The sequence below is a fragment of the Cobetia amphilecti genome, from assembly GCF_032923285.1.
GTDB classification, from domain to species: domain Bacteria; phylum Pseudomonadota; class Gammaproteobacteria; order Pseudomonadales; family Halomonadaceae; genus Cobetia; species Cobetia amphilecti.
In genome coordinates this window covers 1,794,715-1,813,989 of record NZ_CP136695.1, presented here as the reverse complement: position 1 = coordinate 1,813,989, position 19,275 = coordinate 1,794,715, and the positions used below count along the sequence as shown (strand labels likewise).

Below are 19,275 nucleotides of genomic sequence, written 5' to 3'. Positions count from 1 at the left end.
CGGTCATCAATTACTCACCGGCAGTGCCGGCGCCATTTTCTCGGCCCACCCAGTACGGGCTGAACGAGAGTCACGAACCTTAGGAGAGTCTCATGCTTGCAGTCATTTTCGGTCGTCCGGGTTGCCCTTTCTGTGTCCGCGCCAAGGACCTCGCGGAAGAGCTCACCGCCAAGCGCGATGATTTCGACTTCCGCTACATCGACATCCATGCCGAAGGCATCAGCAAGGCCGACATGGAAAAGACCATCGGCAAGCCGGTCGAGACCGTGCCGCAGATCTTCGTCGATCAGACCCACATCGGTGGCTTCACCGAGTTCAACCAGTACGTGCAGGACGAAGCTCTGATGCCGCAGGCCTGATCGCCGCCATCAGCCGCTTCACTGCTGAAGCCCTCGCCATTGGCGGGGGCTTTTTTGTGCCTGCGTCACCGCCTCCCGCCCCTGGTCACGACGCTTACTCGCACCACAACGCAGCACACAAGGTCGCGTCTTGCGCACCTTGCCGCTTGCGACAAAAGGAGGGGGCAGCGACAATCGCTGCCTTCTCCGCCCGTGTATGCACAAGGACACGCACATGAACATGTTGATGGAAGGCGCCGTGCTGCTGGGGTGCGCGGTGGTTGCCGTGCCACTTTTCCAGCGTCTGGGCCTCGGCTCCATCCTGGGCTATCTGGCCATCGGGGTACTGCTGGGTCCGTCGTTGATCGGTTTCATCTCGGAGCCTGGCGAAGTGCTGCACTTCGCCGAATTCGGGGTCGTCATGCTGCTGTTCATGATCGGACTGGAACTGGAGCCCAAGCGCCTGTGGGACATGCGCCTCAAGCTTGCGGGCCTGGGCAGCGCCCAGATGCTGCTGTGCGGCGCCCTGCTCACCCCTGTCGGCCTGTGGCTGGGGCTGGAATTGCCCGCCGCCGTGTTGCTGGGCCTGATTCTGGCGCTGTCCTCGACCGCCTTCGCGCTGCAGGTATTGAGCGAGAATCAGCAGCTGGCGACGCCGCACGGCCAGTCGACCTTCGCCATCCTGCTGTTCCAGGACCTGGCGGTGATCCCGCTGCTGGCCCTGATGCCGCTGTTCGCTGACAACTTCGATGCCTCCACCGGCACCAACTGGATCGGCATCGCCAAGGGCATCGGCATGATCGCGGCGGTCATCATCGTCGGGCGCCTTGTCGTGCCGCGCCTGCTCAAGATGGTCGCGCGCAGCGAGATCCACGAGATCTTCACCGCCGCGGCCTTGTTCGTGGTGATCAGCACGGCGCTGCTGATGGAATGGGTGGGGCTGTCCATGGCCCTGGGCGCCTTCCTGGCCGGGGTACTGCTGGCCGATACCGTCTACCGTCACGAGCTGGAAGCCAACATCGAGCCCTTCAAGGGGCTGCTGCTGGGGCTGTTCTTCATGGCCGTGGGCATGTCGGTCGACGTGTCGCTGGTGATGGAGCGTCCGCTGACCGTGCTGGCGCTGACGCTGGCGCTGATGTTCGGCAAGGTCATCGTCATCACGCTGGTCGGACGCGTCGCACGCCTCAAGATGGCCGAGGCCCTGCCGCTGGCCGCGGTCCTGTCACAGGGGGGTGAGTTCGACTTCGTGCTGTTGACCGCCGGCATGGCCGCCGGCATCTTCGATCAGACCCTCACCAGCCTGGTGATCAGTGCGGTGACCCTGTCGATGGCTGCCACGCCCTTCCTCTATCGCTATGCCCGCCACCTCGGCGCCACCAGCGAAGCCAAGCGCCCCTATGACGAGGACTTCGGTGAGGAAACGCCGCAGGTGGTGATCGCCGGCTTCGGCCGCTTCGGCCAGATCAGCGCGCGCATGCTCAAGAGCCAGGGCATCAACTTCACCGCGCTTGACCCCAATATCACCCAGGTCGAGTTCGTGCGTCAGTTCGGGTCGCGCATCTTCTACGCCGATGCCAGCCGCGCCGAATTGCTGCGGGCGGCGGGTGCCGAGCAGGCCAGGATCATGCTGGTGGCGGTCGATGATGCCGAGACCTCGACAGGCATAGTGCGCATGGTGCGCCATCAATTCCCGCACCTGAAGCTGTTCGTGCGTGCCCGTAACCGCCACCACGCCTGGGAGCTGATGGAACTGGGCGTGGAGCACGTGATTCGTGACACCTACGCCAGCAGCCTGGAGATGGGCGGAGAACTGCTGGTGGCGATGGGCTATCCCAGTGCTCGCGCGGCGGAAGTGGCGCGTGCGTTCCGGGAAATGGATGACAACATGCTCAAGCAGAACTACGAGCACCGTCACGACCAGAAAGCGCTCGTCAACAGCGAGCAAGCCGCCATGGTCGAGCTCAAGCGCCTGTTCCAGAACAATCAGGACTGACGTCGCACCACTCGTCAGAGCGCTCAGTCGCGCCTGAAAAGACACAAGGGCCGCCCCGGCAGGGGCGGCCCTTGTCGTTGGGGCACTCGGCAACACCTTGCGTGCAGACCCGATTCCTCGAAAGGCGAGCGGCCCGAGTCCTGCTCAGCCCTGCGACAGGCGGCGGGACGTCAGGCGCGCCCGCCACTGCGGGCCGAACAGATAGGCGCACAGCCCGATCACGATCAGCAAGGCCCCAGCGAGCACGCGGCTGGAGATCAGCTCATCATTGAGCACCGCGCCCAGGCTCATGGCGAAGATGGGGGTGATCAAGGTCGCCAGCGCCACCGTACTGGCCGACAGGCGTGACAGCACGAAGTAGTAGCACAGGTAGCCGATCAGCGAGCCGAAGATGCCAAGGTAGAGGATGGCCGCCATCGGCCGCCCCTCCGGCAGGGCCTGCGGCACGCCATCGACGATCAGCGCACACACCAGATAGAGCGGCAGCGAGACCAGCAGCGCACCCTCCGTCTGCACCAGCGGATGCAGCCCTGCCCGTTCGCGCTGCACCAGTACCCCCGAGGCGGCGAAGCAATTGACGGCCAGCAGCATGGTCAAGACTCCCTTCCAGCTGCCCGGCGGCAACGCCAGGGAATCCGAGACCGCGACGGCCAGTCCACTCAATGCCAACGCAAACCCCATCCACTGCAACTTGTCAAGTGGAGCACTTTTCAACCACCAGCGTGCATAAAGCCCTGATAGCAATGGTGCCAGTCCAAACAGTAACGACATGATACCGCTTGGTAACCAGGCCGCAGACAGGTAGGCGAAGTACATGCCACCCCAGATACCCAGAGCGGCTGCCGAGTAGCTGCGCAGTGCCCCACGCGAAAGGTCCATTTTCAGCCCCATCATGCGTAACAATGGGTAACCAAGGCATGCGGCAATTAACATTCTGCCCATCGCCGACCAGGCAGGCAGCCAGCCCGAAGCGCTCCACGAGATGGCCAGCGGTGTCGTCGACCACACCATGAGAACCACGCAATACGCCACCAGCACTGGCATTTTTACTCTCCGATCAAGAAACGCGAAAAAACGGATAATGGCGTTGAATACCCCTTTGCACGACTACCTATAATCGCTCCAGCACTGAGGTCATAGGGGCCGTCCAAGGAGGCATCATGCAACGCAAGGAATTCCAACAGCAGCTATGGCTGGACTTCGTCCATCGCCACCCCGACATCGGGGCGCTGGATATCTGGCCAGACAGCATCAACCCTGAATATCTGATGTTCCTGACGCTGAATCAGGGGCCTTTCAGAAGCGAGAAACTGTTACCCAGCCTGTACCACCAGGGCTATCGCCGCGTGAAACAGTACGCCATGGCCGACCGCGGCCTGCTGGTCGATCTGCTGCTTCCCCCGGATGGTGGCGCTGCCGTCATGCTGGCGGAACTGCAGGCCAACAGCCTGCCGCCGATGCACCGTGACCTGCTCAAGCGCCTGATCAGTCAGAGTCATCGTGATGACTGCAAGGGTCAGAACCTGCTCGCGCCCTGCCGTCCGTGGGACATGCCGGACTGGCCGACCTTCGAGCGCCTGCTCGAGGCCAACCCGCTGGCTGCCTGGCTCTCCGTGATGGGGCCGCGCCTGCACCATGTCGGCTTCAATGCCGAAGAGCTTGGCGAAACGCTGGAAGCGGTCTGCGAGGGCATGCTGGCCTACGGCATGGCACCGCAGACCGGGCGCCATCATGCGGTACTGCCCATCAATCCCAAGCTGCAGTATCACTACTACCCGGCCCACGCCCAGCGCATGGTGTTCGCGGACGGTGACGAGCATATGGTGGTGCTGGGCGGCATCGCCCTGCTGGCGACGGCACCGGTGACGACTCAGCAAGAAGGAAAACAGCGTCCCGCAGAACAACTGCTGCCGGAACATACGCTGTGCCAGCTCAGCGCGTAATGGCCTCTTGGCAGCACTGCGCAATGAGATGAGTCGCATTCAGCCCCCTGCGCATGCGTAGGGGGCTCTTGTGTTCAGAGAGTGACATGACCTGTCATGCCATACCCTTCACACCCTCTCTTGCCATCACTCTTCATGGCATCACCTCATGATGTCATCACTGCACGACTCGCCGCTTCCCCCGCCGCTTTCCCCCGCCATGCCTGCGCCTTGTGCCTGATCCTCTAAACCTAACGTCGCAGACAGGTTATCAACAGAAGCTGTGGAAAAAGCTGTGAAGAATCTCTGTACATCTAGGTATCGCCATCGAGATCAGGCGAGCGCAGACAGATTGATCAAAAAATGATCAGCCGACCGCAAACAGCGCCAATTCCCCTTCCGACCACGCATCTGGCAGTGCATCAGACGGCCACTGTGGCAGCGGCTGTGGCCGTAGTGAACCCCCCCCCCAGCACCCCTCAAATCAGCCTAGAGACGAGAGCGCCAATGTCACTGGCGTATTCGTGATCTGCCCGCCCAGCCAGTATGCCCCCAGATAGCCCACGCTGTAGGCCAGTAACAACGCCGGGAAGAAGCGCAGATAACTCATGAAGCTCACCTCACGCACCTTGGAAAGCGCGATCACCCCGGCGGCGGAGCCAATCACCAGCAGTGAGCCACCCACACCTGCGGCATAGGTCAGCGCCAGCCACTCGGCATCGTTCATGCTGACATCCGCCTTGAGCACTGCAGCGGTCAGCGGCACGTTGTCCACCAACGCCGAGAGCAGCCCGACCAGATAATTGGCCTGCATCGCCGGCATCAGGGCATAGAGCTGTGCCAGGCCTTCCAGCAGACGAGCTTCCTTGAGCGCCCCGACCATCAGCAGGATGCCGAGGAAGAATAGCAATGTATCGAATTCGATAATACGAATGTAATCAAGTATGCGGCGCTCTTCGCTGTCGCTGCGCCGTTCGGCGACATGTCCAAGCAGGAACATCAACGACATCCCGAACAGGAAGGTCAGCAGCGGCGGCACGCCAAACAGCACGTTGAGCCCGAGGGTCGACAGGATGGTGGCCAGAAACAGCCAGGCGACCAGACGATCAAGACGCCGGGTCTCGCGTGGCTCGCGCACCAGGTTCACCTCGCCTCCCAGCCCGGGCAGCAGTAGCGTCGCCAGCAGCATCACGCTGAGGAAGGACGGCAGCGCCAGCAGCATCAGCTCGCTGATGCGCACCTTGCCCGCCAGGAAGATCATCAGCGTGGTCACGTCCCCGGTGATCAGCGCCACGCCGCCGGAGTTGACGGCAAATACCGCCAGCACCGCAAAGCGCAGCGTCTTCTTCGGCGCCAGGCCCAGCGACAGCACCAGGGTCAGCGATACCAGCGTCGCGGTGATGTTGTCGGCCAGCGATGAAAAGGCGAAGGCAAAGAGTCCCGTCAGATACAGCAGGCCGCGCTCCCCGATGCGTTTCGGCAGCAGGCGGTAGATCAGATTGGCGATCAGCCCCTTGGCATTGAGAAAGGCCACGAAGGTCATCGCCGCCATCAGAAACAGCCACAAGGTGGCGATCTCGAGCAGGTTCTCGTTCAAGGCCTCGGGGACATCATCCACCGCCAGGGCCGCGGGGCCGAAGATGAACAGCAGCAACCAGCTGAAGGTGCCCAGCAACAAGGTCGTCTTGGCCTTGTTGAGATGGATCACATCCTCTATGGCAATCAACACGAAGGCGGCCAGCGCCAGCCCGATCAACAGTCCCTGCAACCACATGCCACTCTCACTCCCTGAGATATCGTCGCGCAGCGGCGGCGATGATTGACGGTGCCCGGCGTGACTTCAACGTGAACCCTGCCACGACCTTTCCCTTGCACCGACCCGTCACACGACCGGCAATGCATCTCATCACAGCTGCGTGCGCCCCGCCATTCGACCTGAGGGGCGTTCGCTTCGTGCAACGCAGGGTTGCCATCCCCCACGCAAGCGGGGTGGGCATCCACTCTTGGGTGAATTACGATGGCGCCACCTGATGAAGGAGTCATGCATGTCGAGTATCAGAGGTGTCATCAGCCTTGTCTTTCTGATCATCAATACCCTGTGCTGGGCGCTGCCGCTTTACCTGCTGGCCGCACTCAAGCTGATCACGCCATCGCGCCGCCTGCAGTTGCACATGTTGGAGGGGCTCAACCGCCTCGCCATGGGCTGGATCGGCACCAACAACCTGTGGATTCGCCATGTGCTGCGTCCGCGCTGGGACATCCACGTGCCGCCATCGCTACGCGATGGGTCTGCCCGACGTCGCTGGTGGCTGGTGATCGCCAATCATCGCAGCTGGACTGACATCTTCGTTCTCCAGTACGCCCTGCACCGTCGTACGCCGATGCCCAAGTTCTTCCTCAAGCAGGAGCTCATCTGGGTACCGGTGATCGGCCTTGCCTGGTGGGCGTTGGAATTCCCGTTCATGCGCCGTTACAGCCAGCAGAAACTGGCCAGCAATCCGCGGCTCGCCGAGCGTGATCGCGAAGCGACGCGACGCATGTGCGAGCGCTCACGCCAGGCGCCGATGGCGATCTTCAACTTCGTGGAAGGCACTCGCTTCACGCCCGCCAAGCACAACCAGCAGCAAAGCCCTTTCCAGCACCTGCTCAAGCCGCGTGCCGGCGGCAGTGCCCAGGTGATCAACACGCTTGGCGATCGACTTTCCGGTATTCTGGATGCCACCCTCGATTACCGACATGCCGATGCCAGTTTCTGGCAGTTCCTGTGCGGTCACGGGGGCGACATCACGCTCGTCATCACTCAGCGGCCCTTGGAGCCCTGGATGCTGGACGGCAACTATCATGCGGACGCCGCCTATCGCGAGCGCTTCCAGCAATGGCTCAATCAGGTCTGGAAGGACAAGGATGCCCGACTGTCACGTGCAGGGAATGACATTGATGAACACTGAATACGGCCTGAATGCCGCGGACTTCTCGGCACGAGCGCAGGCCGAACCTGACGTGAACCGTCCACTTCTGCAGCGTGTTGGCGTCGCGCTGCGCTGGCTGGCGCTGATCTGTCTCGGCCTGTGGCTGAGCGGCTGCGCGACCGGCAGCTATTCCGGCTCGCCGGCCGGCCAGTGGGTCACCATCCAGAAGGGCGATACCCTGGGGCAGATCGCACGCGATGCCGACATTCCCCTGCTGCGCCTCACGCGCTTCAATCCGGGCGTCAAGATTCGTGACCTCAAGGTCGGTCAGCGCATCCTGGTGCCCACCGCGCGTGAGCGGGCGCCCTCCGGCGGCCCGTATCGCTATCAGCTGCGCCCCGGCGATACCTACTCCAAGGTCGGTCGCTATTTCGGTGCCAGCCCGCAGCGCATTCAGGCCGCCAACCCCGGCAAGGACCCCAATGATCTCGATGTCGGCATGCTGATCTCGGTGCCGCTTAACGGTGGCCCGAGCCGCAGCGCCCCGGCCGCGCGCGCCAGCGGTGGCAGCCTGGTCGCCCGCCCGGACCCCGGCCCGCTGCAGAAGCCGGGCCAGTCATGGCGCTGGCCTGCCGCCGGCAGCGTGACGCGTGAATTCGGCACCAACGGCAATGGCCAGCTGGCGCCCATGCAGATTCGTACCGCCGCCAGCGGCATCGCCAGTGCACCGGCGCGGGGCGAAGTGCGCTTCGCCGACTCCATGCGCCAACTGGGCAACGTGGTCATCCTGCACCACTCCGGCAACCTGCAGAGCGTGCTGGCCCAATGCGGCGAGATTCTGGTCAAGGTGGGTCAGCAGGTCACTCCGGGCACGCCGCTTTGTCGCGTCGCACGCGGCAACAACGGTCAGCATGAATTGCTGTTCGATGTGCGCCACGGCGGCAAGCCGATCGACCCGCGCGAGATTCTCGAGAAGCGCTGAACCAGCGTTGCTTCACGGCGCCAGCCCGACATGGCGCCACCTCCAATCCCCGCCAGATGACGACAGCGCCGGTGCCACGCCGGTGACTGTCGTCCTTGCTTGACGATTCATGAGACAACCCTCATACCTCTGAGTTGTGAGGGGTTGAGGGTGTGTCATCGCTTCGTCACCTGCTTGTTATGCCGCCGTCACTCCCTCTCTCGATAATGACCACAATAGTCATCTAGGGAGACGTCATGGAGCGCATTGCCTTCGTCAGTGAAACCTGGCATCCGGAGATCAATGGCGTGGCTCATACCTTGAGTCATCTGTGCGATCAACTCATCGCACGCGGCTGTGAGCTCCAACTCATTCGTCCCGCCACCCGAGATGGCAGCCTGGAGCCGCGTGTCCAGCAGGAGCTTCAGGTACGCGGCTTCCGCCTGCCCGGATATGACACCGTGCAGGTCGGCGTGCCGGCGCCGCAGCGCCTGATGCGCATGTGGCGCGAGCATCGCCCCTCCGTCGTCTATATCGCCACCGAAGGCCCGCTGGGCATCAGCGCGCTGATGGTCGCCCGCCGTCTGGGCCTGCCGGTGGTCGCGGGCTTCCATACCAATTTCGATCAATACAGCACCCACTACCGGCTCAAGGCGCTACGCCCGCTGGTACGGCGCGGCCTGCGCCGCTTCCACAACGCCGCCAACATGACGCTGGTACCGACCCGCACCCAGGCAGACAGCCTGATGCAGCAAGGCTTCGAGCATGTGCAGGTGGTGGGACGCGGCCTGGATTGCGAGCGCTTCTCGCCCAGTCATCGCAGCGAAGCATTGCGCAAGTCATGGGGCGTCAGCTCACAGCAACCCGTCGCGCTGCACGTCGGGCGCCTGGCCGCCGAGAAGAACATCGAGCTGCTGATCCGCACCTATGAGGCCATGCTGGCCGTGCAACCGGACCTCGCCCTGGTGCTGGTCGGAGACGGCCCGCTGCGCGAGCGTCTGGAGCAGCGCCTGCCCGAGGCGATCTTCGCCGGCTTCCAGACCGGTGAGGCGCTGGCCGCCCATTACGCCAGTGCCGACCTGTTCGTCTTCCCGTCACTGTCGGAGACCTTCGGCAATGTGGTGCTGGAAGCCATGGCCAGCGGACTGGCCGTGATCGCCTTCGATTACGCGGCGGCCGCCGAGGTGATCCGCGATGATCACCAGGGCCTGCTGGCGCCCTGCAGCCAGCCGGAGCGCTTCATCGAACAGGCGGTGGAGGCCTGCCAGCGGCCGGCCCGCATCGCCAGACTGGGACGTGCCGCCCGCGTGCGCGTCGAACCATTGGGCTGGAGCCGCATCGCCGAGGGCTTTCTGACCTGCCTGCGTCACGCCGAGGAGAAGCCCGATGCACGATCGCAGCCTTCCCGTCTTTGAGCGACTGGACCTTCTGGAGTGGCGCCTGTGCCGCCAGGTCGCGCGCCTGGCGCTGTTCCGGCCGATACTCACCCTGTTTCGTATCGTCTCGCGCCTGGGTGACTGGCCGGTGTGGGCGCTGCTGACGCTGAGCCTGCCGCTGCACCATGCCATGGGCGGCTGGCTGTTTCTGGAATTCGGCCTGGCGGCTGGTGCCGGGGCACTGCTCTACCGCGCGCTCAAGACACGGCTGTGTCGGGAACGCCCGTTCATCACTTTCAATACCATCAACTGCACCATGCCGCCGCTGGACCGCTACAGCTTTCCCAGCGGTCACACCCTGCATGCTGCCCTCTTCGCCAGCCTGACCGCTCAGCAGCTGCCGGAGCTTGCCATCCTCGTCACACCGCTGGCACTGCTGATCGCGCTTTCCCGGGTGATCCTTGGCCTGCATTACGTCAGTGATGTGCTGGCCGGCGCGCTGCTGGGGCTGGGCCTTGCCGAGGTGGCCATCCTGACCTTCGAGGCGCTGCTGACGACCTGATGCTCGCGAGTCATGCGTCAGCCCGGGGTCGGCGCGAATCGAGAGCCACTTGCCCAACCTGACGCGGCTCTGGCACTCTCGCCGCATGACGACTCCTTCTGCTGGCGACGACCTCTTCGCCGCCCTCACGACCTCTGATTCGACGTCCGCGGCTGATGGGGCTGCGCGCCAGGCGGCGGCGGATGGCTCGGCCCTGGCAGCTCGCCCGCGCGAACTGCCCGAGGACTGGCTCGACCTCGCGCACGGCTGGTACCGCCACCCCCTGCATCCGCTGTATCTCAAGCCGCGCGCCCTGACGCCGCTGCAGGCCGATCAGGCCCTCGTCACGCTGGAGGGCGATCTCGACTGGCAGCGCCCCAGCCTGAGCGTGCATGGCAAGACGCACCCGATTCCACGCCGTCAGGTGTGGATGGGCGATGTCGGCGCCCGCTATCGCTACTCCGGCAGTCTGTTCGAACCCAACCCCTGGCACATGACCGCCTGGCAGCTGGGCGAGCTGTCGCGTCATGCCATCAATCACGAGCTCAGCCCGCAACGCGATGACCTGGGGCGCAACGAGCCCGTGATCCCGGAGCATTTCAACAGCCTGCTGGCCAATCGCTACGCCGATGGCGCCGACCGCATGGGCTGGCACAGCGACAACGAGCCGGAACTGGGCACTCGCCCGATCGTGCTCGCCATCTCGCTGGGACGAGAGCGCCCCCTGCGCTTCAAGGGCCATCCGCGCAGCCCCTATGCCGACACGCCGGCGTTCAATCTGTGGCTGCCGCACGGCTCGCTGCTGGTGATGGGCCGTGGTTGTCAGGACCGCCTCCATCATGCGCTGCCGCCGCGCAAGCTGGAGGGGCTACGCATCAGCCTGACCTACCGCCAGTTGCTGACGCCCTCGCGCTGAGGTCATCTTTCTTGTGCACTCTGCTTTCTCTCTTCTCGCTCTCCTCTTGCCCTCTTCCTGCTCTCTTCCAGCTCTAACGCCTGCTTTATTGTCCCTTTTTGTTGCCCCTTCCAGCGTCACTGCGCCCCGGACTCAATCCGCCGACGGGTAACGCGCGCGCAGGGTCTCCAGCATCGCCTGTACCGCCACCGACAGCTCATGGCGGCCGCGACGGATCACCCCGACCCGCTGCTGAATCTCGGGGCCTGTCAGCGGCAGACACTGACAACCCAGCGCACTCATCTGCGCCGCGCTCATCGCCGGCACCGCGCTGACGCCCAGACCTTCCGCCACCATGCGACCGCAGGTGACCAGCTGGTGAGTCTCGAAGGCGACATGCAGCGCCATGCCCGCATCCTCGAGGCGCTTCTCGAGCATGCGACGCACCCCCGAGGGCCGCTGCAGCGTGATGAAGTCTTCCTTGAGCAGTCGTGACCACTCGATGGAGGTCGGCGCCTCTGCCAGCAAGGCATGGCCGGGGGGAATGATCGCCACATAGCGGTCCTCGAACAGCAGCTCGAACACCAGGTCCTGCCGCACGCCGGGGTCGAAGCAGATCCCCAGCTCGACGCGGCCATCGGTGACCCGCTCGACCACCTCTTCGGCGATGACATCGTTCACTTCGATGGTGATCTCCGGATATTGGCGGCGAAAATCGGCCAGCACCCCGGGCAGCAGATTGCCGGCGAAGGTCGGCATCGCGGCCAGAGCCACGCGGCCGCGCCCGAGACTGAAGCGCTGGCGCATCTCATCCTCGGCATGCTCCCAGTCCGACAGCAGACGCCTGGCCAGCGGGAAGAAGGCGCGCCCCTCCGGCGTCAGGCTGACCTGTCGGGTCGAGCGCTGAAACAGGCGCCCGCCCAGCGACTCCTCCAGATTCTTGACCGCCAACGACAGGGCCGGCTGCGAGAGATGTACCAGCGTGCCCGCCTCGGCGAAGGACAGCGTGCGCGCCACGGCCACGAAGGCCTTCAGCTGTTTGAGAGTCATGTCGTGTCCTGTCCCGGGGTTGTTTCAAGAGATGTCACAAGAGGTGATGTAGCGCAGTTCGTCGTCTGTTGCTCGCAGAGCAGGCGCTCGCAGGTCAGGCTTGCAGGGCATCTAGGCCATTGGTCATAGATGACAGCCACGAAGCTCTCACATGACTGACCGCTCAGCTCAGGCCATTCCGCCCCGCTACCGCGTCAGCCGCGCCAGTATGGGGTTTGGCAGGCTTTTTCCTCGCGAGCAGGTTCGATAAACAGCAGATCTATTCTTATCAAAAACTGATCAATGGATAGAAAAAACAAACTTATTAAATATATACAGACTCAGGATTGTCGGCAATGATGAAGACATCCCGACAACAACAGCTTGGATACTCAAGGAGATTCGCATGGCAGGATTCAACAAGGTGGTAACCAGCTACGCGGAGGCCATGGCAGGCCTCGAAGATGGCATGACGGTAATCGCCGGTGGCTTCGGCCTGTGTGGTATCCCGGAGAACCTGATTGCAGAGATCAAGCGCCTCGGCGCCAAGGACCTCACCGTGGTATCCAACAACTGCGGCGTCGATGGCTTCGGGCTCGGTATCCTGCTGGAAGACCGTCAGATCAAGACCATGATTGCCTCCTACGTCGGCGAGAATGCGCTGTTCGAGAAGCAGCTGCTCGACGGCGATCTGGAAGTGATCCTCACTCCCCAGGGCACGCTGGCCGAGAAGATGCGTGCTGCCGGCGCCGGTATCCCCGCCTTCTTCACCGCCACCGGTTACGGCACACCGATCGGCGAAGGCAAGGAAGTGCGCGAGTTCGATGGCCGCCCCTACATCCTGGAAGAGTCCATCAAGGGCGACTTCGCCATCGTCAAGGCCTGGAAGGCGGACCGCTACGGCAACGTCGTCTACCGCCATACCGCGCGCAACTTCAACCCGCTGGCCGCCACCGCCGGCAAGATCACCGTGGTCGAAGTCGAAGAGCTGGTCGAGCCGGGGGAACTGGACCCCGCCGACATCCACACGCCCGGCATCTATGTGGATCGCGTCATCAAGGGCAACTTCGAGAAGCGCATCGAGAAACGCACCGTCCGCTCGCGTTGAGCCCAGGGCTCCGCCGGCATGAATCGCCGCCATCAGGGCGACAGGCCCCACGGCGAACTTTCTCGACCGCCTTCACGACACGGCACAGTGCCTCATGGTTGATGGCACCCAAGACAAGGAAACAATCATGGCTTTGACACGCGAACAGATGGCCCAGCGAGTGGCTCAGGAAATCCAGGACGGCTCCTACGTCAATCTGGGAATCGGCATCCCGACACTGGTGGCCAACTATATCCCCGACGGTATCGAGGTGATGCTGCAGTCCGAAAATGGCCTGCTCGGCATGGGTCGCTACCCCTATGAAGACGAAGTCGACGCCGACATGATCAACGCCGGCAAGGAAACCGTGACCGCCATCGATGGCGCCGCCATCTTCGATTCGGCCGAATCCTTCGCCATGATCCGTGGCGGCCACGTCGACCTCACGGTGCTCGGCGCCTTCGAGGTCGACGTGAACGGCAACATCGCCAGCTGGATGATCCCCAACAAGCTGGTCAAGGGCATGGGCGGCGCCATGGACCTGGTCGCCGGTGCCGAGAACATCATCTGCACCATGACCCACGCCTCCAAGCACGGCGAATCCAAGCTGCTCAGCCAGTGCGAACTGCCGCTGACCGGTGCCGGCTGCATCCGTCGCGTGCTGACGGACCTCGCCTTCCTCGAGATCAAGGATGGTGCCTTCCACCTGCTGGAGCGCGCGCCAGGCGTGAGCGTCGAGGAAATCGAGCGCCTGACCGCAGGCAAACTGGTCGTCCCCGAACACGTGCCGGAAATGCAGCTGGACGCCTGAGGCACCTTCTGCCCCCGGGCACTGGCCACCCTCGCGCCGCTTTTGACCTTCGAGCCACTTTTGACTCATGAAACAATTTCGCTCGAGGGTGGCAAAACACGGCCCCGGCATCCCACGGATTTTTGCCGACTCTTTTGAGGAAAATCTCTCATGATGTGATGGGCGCATCACATCCTCTCTCCGAGAGCCTTGATGGCTTCGACGCCATCCGCCGGCAGCGCTGCCATCGCTGCCGGCTTTTTTGTGTCCATCGCCCGCCATACGGGGCTTTGCGCCATTCAACCCCCTATACAAGAAAAGCCGCACTATGGTCTTTTACCTACAGGTGTCATCGCTCACACCAAGATAACGGGATAAAAAACAAGCGGACTCCTTGCCCTCGGTGTGGCGAAATTCTCAGCACTATTGGCACGGCTTTGCGGGCGAATTCTGCGCACGATTATTAGGCAAAAGGATAAGTTTTTGATATTTCATTTGACCTTACCGCCCGAGCAGCGCAGTATTGCTCTCGTTGGTTAGCAAGTCGAATATCGTCAGTCGTGATCGAAGCACTTCGGTACCTGGTGTATATCCTCCTTGTTTTACCCACGTTTATCGGGTAACTCCCGGCAATATCATCAGTAAGGAATTACGATCATGGCAACTGGCACAGTCAAGTGGTTCAACGACACCAAAGGTTTCGGCTTCATTTCTCCGGACGACAACGGTGACGACCTGTTCGCACACTTCTCCGAAATCCAGGCTGAAGGCTTCAAGTCTCTGCAAGACGGTCAGAAGGTCTCCTTCGACGTCACCCAGGGCAAGAAAGGCCTCCAGGCCGCTAACATCAAGCTGATCGACTAAGCTTTGATTTTAGCTGGAAGAGGCTAACCCCTCCTCCGACAGAAAAGCCCGCTTCGGCGGGCTTTTCTGCGTCTGGCGTTCGCGCACGCCGCGGGGTATCGCATCCCTCCGCATGCCCGAGTGCCAGACATGAAAAAAGGGACTGCCTGGGCAGTCCCTTTTTCGTTTCCCTTCCTTTTCGTATCTCTTCAAGGCGCTGCTACCCGCGACGGGTCGTCACGCCTCGCAGCGAGCCTGACTGTGGCTCACCTGACCACGGTGCGCTTACCCCCGATAGTAGCGCTGCTCGACGAACGGCATCTTCGTCACCGTCATCGGCAGACGCTTGCCACGCACATCGGCAAACACTTCGGTCTCGAGTGCGCTGTGAGCGATGCTCACGTAGCCCATCGCCACCGGCTTGCCATAGGTCGGCCCGAAGCTGCCGGAGGTCACCACACCGATACGATTGTCCTGGGCATCATAGAGCTCAGCCCCTTCGCGGATAGGCGCACGCCCCTGGGCAACCAGCCCCACCCGCTTGCGGGTGTGATCCTTGTTGGCGATCTGGGTCAGGATGACATCGGCCCCCGGGAAGCCGCCTTCACGCTCGCCGCCCTGACGACGCACCTTGCCCAACGCCCAGATCAGGCTGCCTTCCACCGGCGAGGTGGTGGTATCGAGATCGTGACCGTACAGGCACAGCCCCGCCTCGAGACGCAGCGAGTCCCGCGCGCCAAGACCGATGAACTCCACCTCCTCAATCGCCAGCAACAGACGCGCGAAACGCTCTGCGTCGGCATCGGGCACGGAGATCTCGAAGCCATCCTCGCCGGTATAGCCACTGCGGCTGACCCAACACTCGATGCCCTCGATGGTGACGTGGGCATGGTGCATGAAGGTCAGCTCGCAGGCCTCGGGCGACAGACGCTGCATCACCGCGTGAGCCATCGGCCCCTGCAGTGCGAGCAGTGCCCGATCATCCAGCACCTCAAGCTCGATATCCATCGGCAGGCCGACCCGCAGGTGCGCGATGTCCTGATCCTTGCAGGCAGCGTTCACCACCACGTAGAGGTGATCACCGCCATTGACGATCATCAAGTCATCCAGGATACCGCCAGTGTCGGAGGTCAGCAGGCCATAGCGCTGCATGCCCACCGGCAGGTCGATGATATCCGTCGGCACCAGGGCCTCCAGCGCCGCCTGCACATTCTCGCCACGCAGGATCAACTGCCCCATGTGCGAGACATCGAACAGCCCTGCCTTGGCGCGCGTGTGTTCATGCTCCTTCTTGACGCCAAGCGGGTACTGCACGGGCATGGAATAGCCGGCGAACTCGACCATCCTGGCCCCCTGCTCGACATGCAGGTCATGAAGGGCGGTCTGCTTGAGACCCGTCACTGCGGCGGAATCGGACATCGTCATTCTCCAGGTTGGCTTGCGATGACTCTCAGAGATGGCACCCGAACGGCACACGCTCTCTAGAGGCTTGTTGTCATGGGCACTGCTGTCAGGGCACCGCTGTCAGGAGCCCTGCCGGCATGGGCACTGCTCTCAAGAGCACTGCCGACTTGAACAGGGCACCCTGCGCCTGCACCGCCCAGATCAGGTGACCCGAGCGATGCAGAAGGCAGTCAGTGGCACGGTAGGGCCAGGCGAGTCATCAGCGTCGTTCAGCGATCTTCGCCAGCCAGCACTTCCTTGCCATCAAAATAATCACGCGTCAGCTTGAAGACCACCGGCGACAGCAGCGCCAGACCGATCAGGTTCGGAATCGCCATCAGCGCATTGAAGGTGTCCGCCATCAGCCAGATCAGGTCGAGCTTGGCCATCGCGCCCAGCGGAATCGCGATCACGAACACGATGCGATACAGCATGATGGCACGCGTACCGAACAGGTACTGGAAGCACTTCTCACCATAGAAGGACCAGCCAAGAATGGTGGTGAAGGCGAAGACCGCCAGCGCGATGGCCACCAGGTGGTTGCCCACGCCCGGCAGCGCCTGATCGAAGGACATCGAGGTCAGGGCCGCGCCGGTTTCCCCGGAAGACCACAGGCCGGAAGTGATGATCGCCAGCGCCGTGATGGTGCAGATGATGATGGTGTCGATGAAGGTCCCCAGCATCGCGACCAGCCCCTGACGAACCGGGTTCTTGGTCTGCGCCGCCGCGTGGGCGATGGGCGCACTGCCCAGGCCCGCTTCATTGGAGAAGATACCGCGCGCCACACCGAAGCGGATGGCGGCCATCACCGCTGCCCCGGCAAAGCCGCCGGTAGCCGCGACCGGATTGAAGGCATAGGTGAAGATGAGGCCGAAGGCATGGCCGATCTGGTCGGCGTTGATCACCAGGATGATGATGCCGGCCAGGAAGTAGGCGATGGCCATGAACGGCACCAGCTTGCCCGCCACGCTGGAGATACGCTTGATGCCACCGAGAATCACGGCGCCGGCCAGCACCATCATCACCACACCGGAGACCCAGTGCGGGATGGCGAAGGACGTTTCCAGCGCATCCGCGACCGAGTTGGACTGCACGGTGTTGCCGATGCCGAAGGCCGCGAAGCAACCGAAGAAGGCGAAGGCACCGCCCAGCCAGCCCCACTTGGCGCCCAGACCGTTGCGGATGTAGTACATCGGGCCACCGACATGGTTGCCGGTGTCATCGACTTCACGATAACGCACGGCACACACGGCCTCGGCGTACTTGGTCGCCATGCCGACCAGCGCGGTGATCCACATCCAGAAGATCGCCCCCGGGCCACCCAGCGCGATGGCGGTTGCCACGCCCGCGATGTTGCCGGTACCGATGGTCGCCGACAGCGACGTCATCAGGGCATTGAAAGGAGAAATCTCGCCGTCGCCATCCTTGCCCGGCGCACGACCATTCCACAACAGCTTGAAGCCGGTACCCAACTTGCGAAGCGGCATGCCCTTGAGGCCTGCCTGAAGATAGAAGCCGACCCCGAGCAACAGGATCAGCATCAATGGGCCCCAGACGACGCCATTGATGGCACTAAAGACGGAACTGATCATTTCCACGCAGATTTCCTCCGCTGAATTGTTGTTATCACACGATGCGCAGTGACTCGTGGCGGTACCATCCCCAGGCGGGTGATCGACCCGCGACGAGCCTCCCACGGCATTTTCACCGTTGGGACAGCTCACATTAGCGGAAGCTATCTCACTTCACTAGCCCAACAGGGCTTTACGCTGGCAGGTGAGGCAATCATTGCGTAAAAAGTACGATGAGACTGCGCCAACTCGCATGTTTCATCGCCTCATCGTGTCTTCTGGCAGCAGATCCTGCGCCGGGTGATCTCGAGACTGACGAAAAAAGTCTCACAACAAACCGAGCCGGATGTCGAGACAAATGACGAACCGAAAGCCGAGCCGCATGCCCGGCGCGGTAACCCTCAGGTAAAGACTCCCTCAGCGCCACTAGCACTCTCACGCGCTCTCATCAGGTTCGCTCTGCTCGAACGCATCAGGCATTGACAGCCGGGTCTTCACGACACAACATGGAAACAAGTTTCCGATAAGAAACTGTCGGCACCATAACGCGAGTTTGAGCGCCTCGCAACAGTGACCCGGACATCCTCGCCCACTGGCGCGACCGATCTCCCGCGCTGCTGCAATGCACTCAACCTCTCACGAGGTGTCACGGCGCGCTGGAAAGGCGCTGGGCGGCCTGGCCAGCGATGCACATCCATGGGCCAGGCAGGCCCGTGATGGCGGGCTTCATGAGTGAACCACGCAAGACACTGGACGCCCGAAGAGTGACAGACCACGATAGAGGTACGGCCGTCAGCAATACACGCCCAAAGTCGTAGCATCACGCGGCAGTCTGCCACTGCCACACGCCGGGACCTTGGGGCATAATGACGTACCGATTCCCTGAATCAGAAAATCTTTTCACATAGGAAAACACTCATGAGCAATATTCCCGCCACGCTGAAGTACACCGAGAGTCACGAGTGGGTTCAGGACAACGGTGATGGCACCGTGACCATCGGGATCACCGACCACGCCCAGGAAGCGCTGGGCGACGTCGTCTTCGTCGAACTGCCGGAAGTCGGCCGTGAGCTGGCGCTGGAAGAAGAGTTCGGGGTCATCGAGTCCGTCAAGGCGGCCTCTGATCTGTACGCGCCGCTGGCCGGTGAAGTCATCGCCGTCAACGAGAGCCTCGAAGACGCGCCGGAATCCGTCAACGAAAGCCCCTATGACGATGCCTGGATTCTGAAGATGAAGGTCGCTGACAGCGCCGAACTCGACAAGCTGCTCGACGCTGATGCCTATTCTCAGCTGGTCGAAAGCGAAGCCTGATCGCCGTCAACCTCCTGTCCATGCCGCAGACGCTCAGGGCAGGAGGTTTCAGCGCCTTTCCGCGCTCGCATATAGCCGCACTCGCGCACAGCCACCCTCGTGACTGCGCCACCCCGTTTCGATGGCACGACGCCCCTGACACGACCGCCCTTGCAGGTCGCGCGGGGAGTGAAGCAACTGCAGCATGCTCGGCAGTGATGTCGATGCCCCCATGATTCCCGACGCCCTGCCCGCCGCTTCCTCGCTGGCACGGTGATGTTCCTCCC

Annotated in this window: 17 protein-coding genes; 12 read left to right on the top strand and 5 right to left on the bottom strand. The window is 62.6% G+C overall.

Annotated elements, in window-relative coordinates; translation table 11 throughout:
- Positions 1–92: 92 nt before the first annotated feature.
- Entirely contained in the window at positions 93–359 is a 267-nt protein-coding gene (locus R1T44_RS07805) for a GrxA family glutaredoxin (protein WP_043335038.1), read from the top strand.
- Positions 360–573: 214 nt separating this feature from the next.
- Complete coding sequence (locus tag R1T44_RS07800) at positions 574–2,331, top strand: monovalent cation:proton antiporter-2 (CPA2) family protein (RefSeq protein WP_107335164.1); 1,758 nt, start codon at positions 574–576, stop codon at positions 2,329–2,331.
- A gap of 144 nt (positions 2,332–2,475) precedes the next feature.
- On the opposite strand, the gene R1T44_RS07795 is transcribed toward R1T44_RS07800, so the two are convergent.
- Complete coding sequence (locus R1T44_RS07795; protein WP_131431689.1) at positions 2,476–3,375, bottom strand: DMT family transporter; 900 nt, start codon at positions 3,373–3,375, stop codon at positions 2,476–2,478.
- Positions 3,376–3,491: 116 nt separating this feature from the next.
- Here R1T44_RS07795 and R1T44_RS07790 point away from each other — a divergent pair, with 116 nt between their 5' ends.
- On the top strand, positions 3,492–4,274 hold the full coding sequence (locus R1T44_RS07790; RefSeq protein ID WP_043335032.1) for a VOC family protein: 783 nt from the start codon (positions 3,492–3,494) through the stop codon (positions 4,272–4,274).
- 463 nt (positions 4,275–4,737) lie between these two features.
- On the opposite strand, the gene nhaD is transcribed toward R1T44_RS07790, so the two are convergent.
- A complete protein-coding gene (nhaD, locus tag R1T44_RS07785; RefSeq protein WP_213114316.1) occupies positions 4,738–6,027 on the bottom strand; it encodes a sodium:proton antiporter NhaD in 1,290 nt (429 codons plus the stop codon).
- 271 nt (positions 6,028–6,298) lie between these two features.
- Between nhaD and R1T44_RS07780 the strand changes: the two genes are divergently transcribed.
- The 5 genes from R1T44_RS07780 to R1T44_RS07760 all read left to right on the top strand — a co-directional run bounded on the left by R1T44_RS07780 (position 6,299) and on the right by R1T44_RS07760 (position 10,956).
- On the top strand, positions 6,299–7,201 hold the full coding sequence (locus tag R1T44_RS07780; protein ID WP_043335030.1) for an acyltransferase: 903 nt from the start codon (positions 6,299–6,301) through the stop codon (positions 7,199–7,201).
- Positions 7,191–8,144: a LysM peptidoglycan-binding domain-containing protein gene (locus R1T44_RS07775; protein WP_225347832.1), complete on the top strand. Its 954-nt coding sequence runs from the start codon at positions 7,191–7,193 to the stop codon at positions 8,142–8,144. The genes R1T44_RS07780 and R1T44_RS07775 overlap by 11 nt, the downstream gene beginning before the upstream one ends.
- Before the next feature lie 236 nt (positions 8,145–8,380).
- The gene (locus R1T44_RS07770; RefSeq protein ID WP_043335027.1) at positions 8,381–9,538 is read left to right on the top strand and encodes a glycosyltransferase family 4 protein; all 1,158 of its coding nucleotides are present in this window, start codon (positions 8,381–8,383) and stop codon (positions 9,536–9,538) included.
- Positions 9,510–10,061 (top strand): phosphatase PAP2 family protein, encoded by a 552-nt coding sequence (locus R1T44_RS07765; RefSeq protein ID WP_043335024.1) that lies wholly within the window; start codon positions 9,510–9,512, stop codon positions 10,059–10,061. The genes R1T44_RS07770 and R1T44_RS07765 overlap by 29 nt, the downstream gene beginning before the upstream one ends.
- 85 nt (positions 10,062–10,146) lie before the next feature.
- Complete coding sequence (locus R1T44_RS07760; protein ID WP_225347831.1) at positions 10,147–10,956, top strand: alpha-ketoglutarate-dependent dioxygenase AlkB family protein; 810 nt, start codon at positions 10,147–10,149, stop codon at positions 10,954–10,956.
- Between the two features lie 132 nt (positions 10,957–11,088).
- Here R1T44_RS07760 and R1T44_RS07755 read toward each other — a convergent pair whose 3' ends face one another.
- The gene (locus tag R1T44_RS07755; RefSeq protein ID WP_043334482.1) at positions 11,089–11,985 is read right to left on the bottom strand and encodes a LysR family transcriptional regulator; all 897 of its coding nucleotides are present in this window, start codon (positions 11,983–11,985) and stop codon (positions 11,089–11,091) included.
- 385 nt (positions 11,986–12,370) lie between these two features.
- Here R1T44_RS07755 and R1T44_RS07750 point away from each other — a divergent pair, with 385 nt between their 5' ends.
- The 3 genes from R1T44_RS07750 to R1T44_RS07740 all read left to right on the top strand — a co-directional run bounded on the left by R1T44_RS07750 (position 12,371) and on the right by R1T44_RS07740 (position 14,705).
- A complete protein-coding gene (locus R1T44_RS07750; RefSeq protein WP_043334485.1) occupies positions 12,371–13,072 on the top strand; it encodes a CoA transferase subunit A in 702 nt (233 codons plus the stop codon).
- A gap of 127 nt (positions 13,073–13,199) precedes the next feature.
- Positions 13,200–13,862 (top strand): 3-oxoacid CoA-transferase subunit B, encoded by a 663-nt coding sequence (locus R1T44_RS07745; protein WP_043334487.1) that lies wholly within the window; start codon positions 13,200–13,202, stop codon positions 13,860–13,862.
- 636 nt (positions 13,863–14,498) lie between these two features.
- Positions 14,499–14,705: a cold-shock protein gene (locus R1T44_RS07740; RefSeq protein ID WP_043334489.1), complete on the top strand. Its 207-nt coding sequence runs from the start codon at positions 14,499–14,501 to the stop codon at positions 14,703–14,705.
- Positions 14,706–14,969: 264 nt separating this feature from the next.
- Here R1T44_RS07740 and gcvT read toward each other — a convergent pair whose 3' ends face one another.
- The gene (gcvT, locus tag R1T44_RS07735; RefSeq protein WP_394805766.1) at positions 14,970–16,103 is read right to left on the bottom strand and encodes a glycine cleavage system aminomethyltransferase GcvT; all 1,134 of its coding nucleotides are present in this window, start codon (positions 16,101–16,103) and stop codon (positions 14,970–14,972) included.
- Between the two features lie 254 nt (positions 16,104–16,357).
- Complete coding sequence (locus tag R1T44_RS07730) at positions 16,358–17,719, bottom strand: alanine/glycine:cation symporter family protein (RefSeq protein ID WP_225996440.1); 1,362 nt, start codon at positions 17,717–17,719, stop codon at positions 16,358–16,360.
- Positions 17,720–18,616: 897 nt separating this feature from the next.
- On the opposite strand from R1T44_RS07730, the gene gcvH reads away from it, so the two are divergent.
- Positions 18,617–19,009: a glycine cleavage system protein GcvH gene (gcvH, locus tag R1T44_RS07725; protein ID WP_043334495.1), complete on the top strand. Its 393-nt coding sequence runs from the start codon at positions 18,617–18,619 to the stop codon at positions 19,007–19,009.
- Positions 19,010–19,275: the final 266 nt, after the last annotated feature.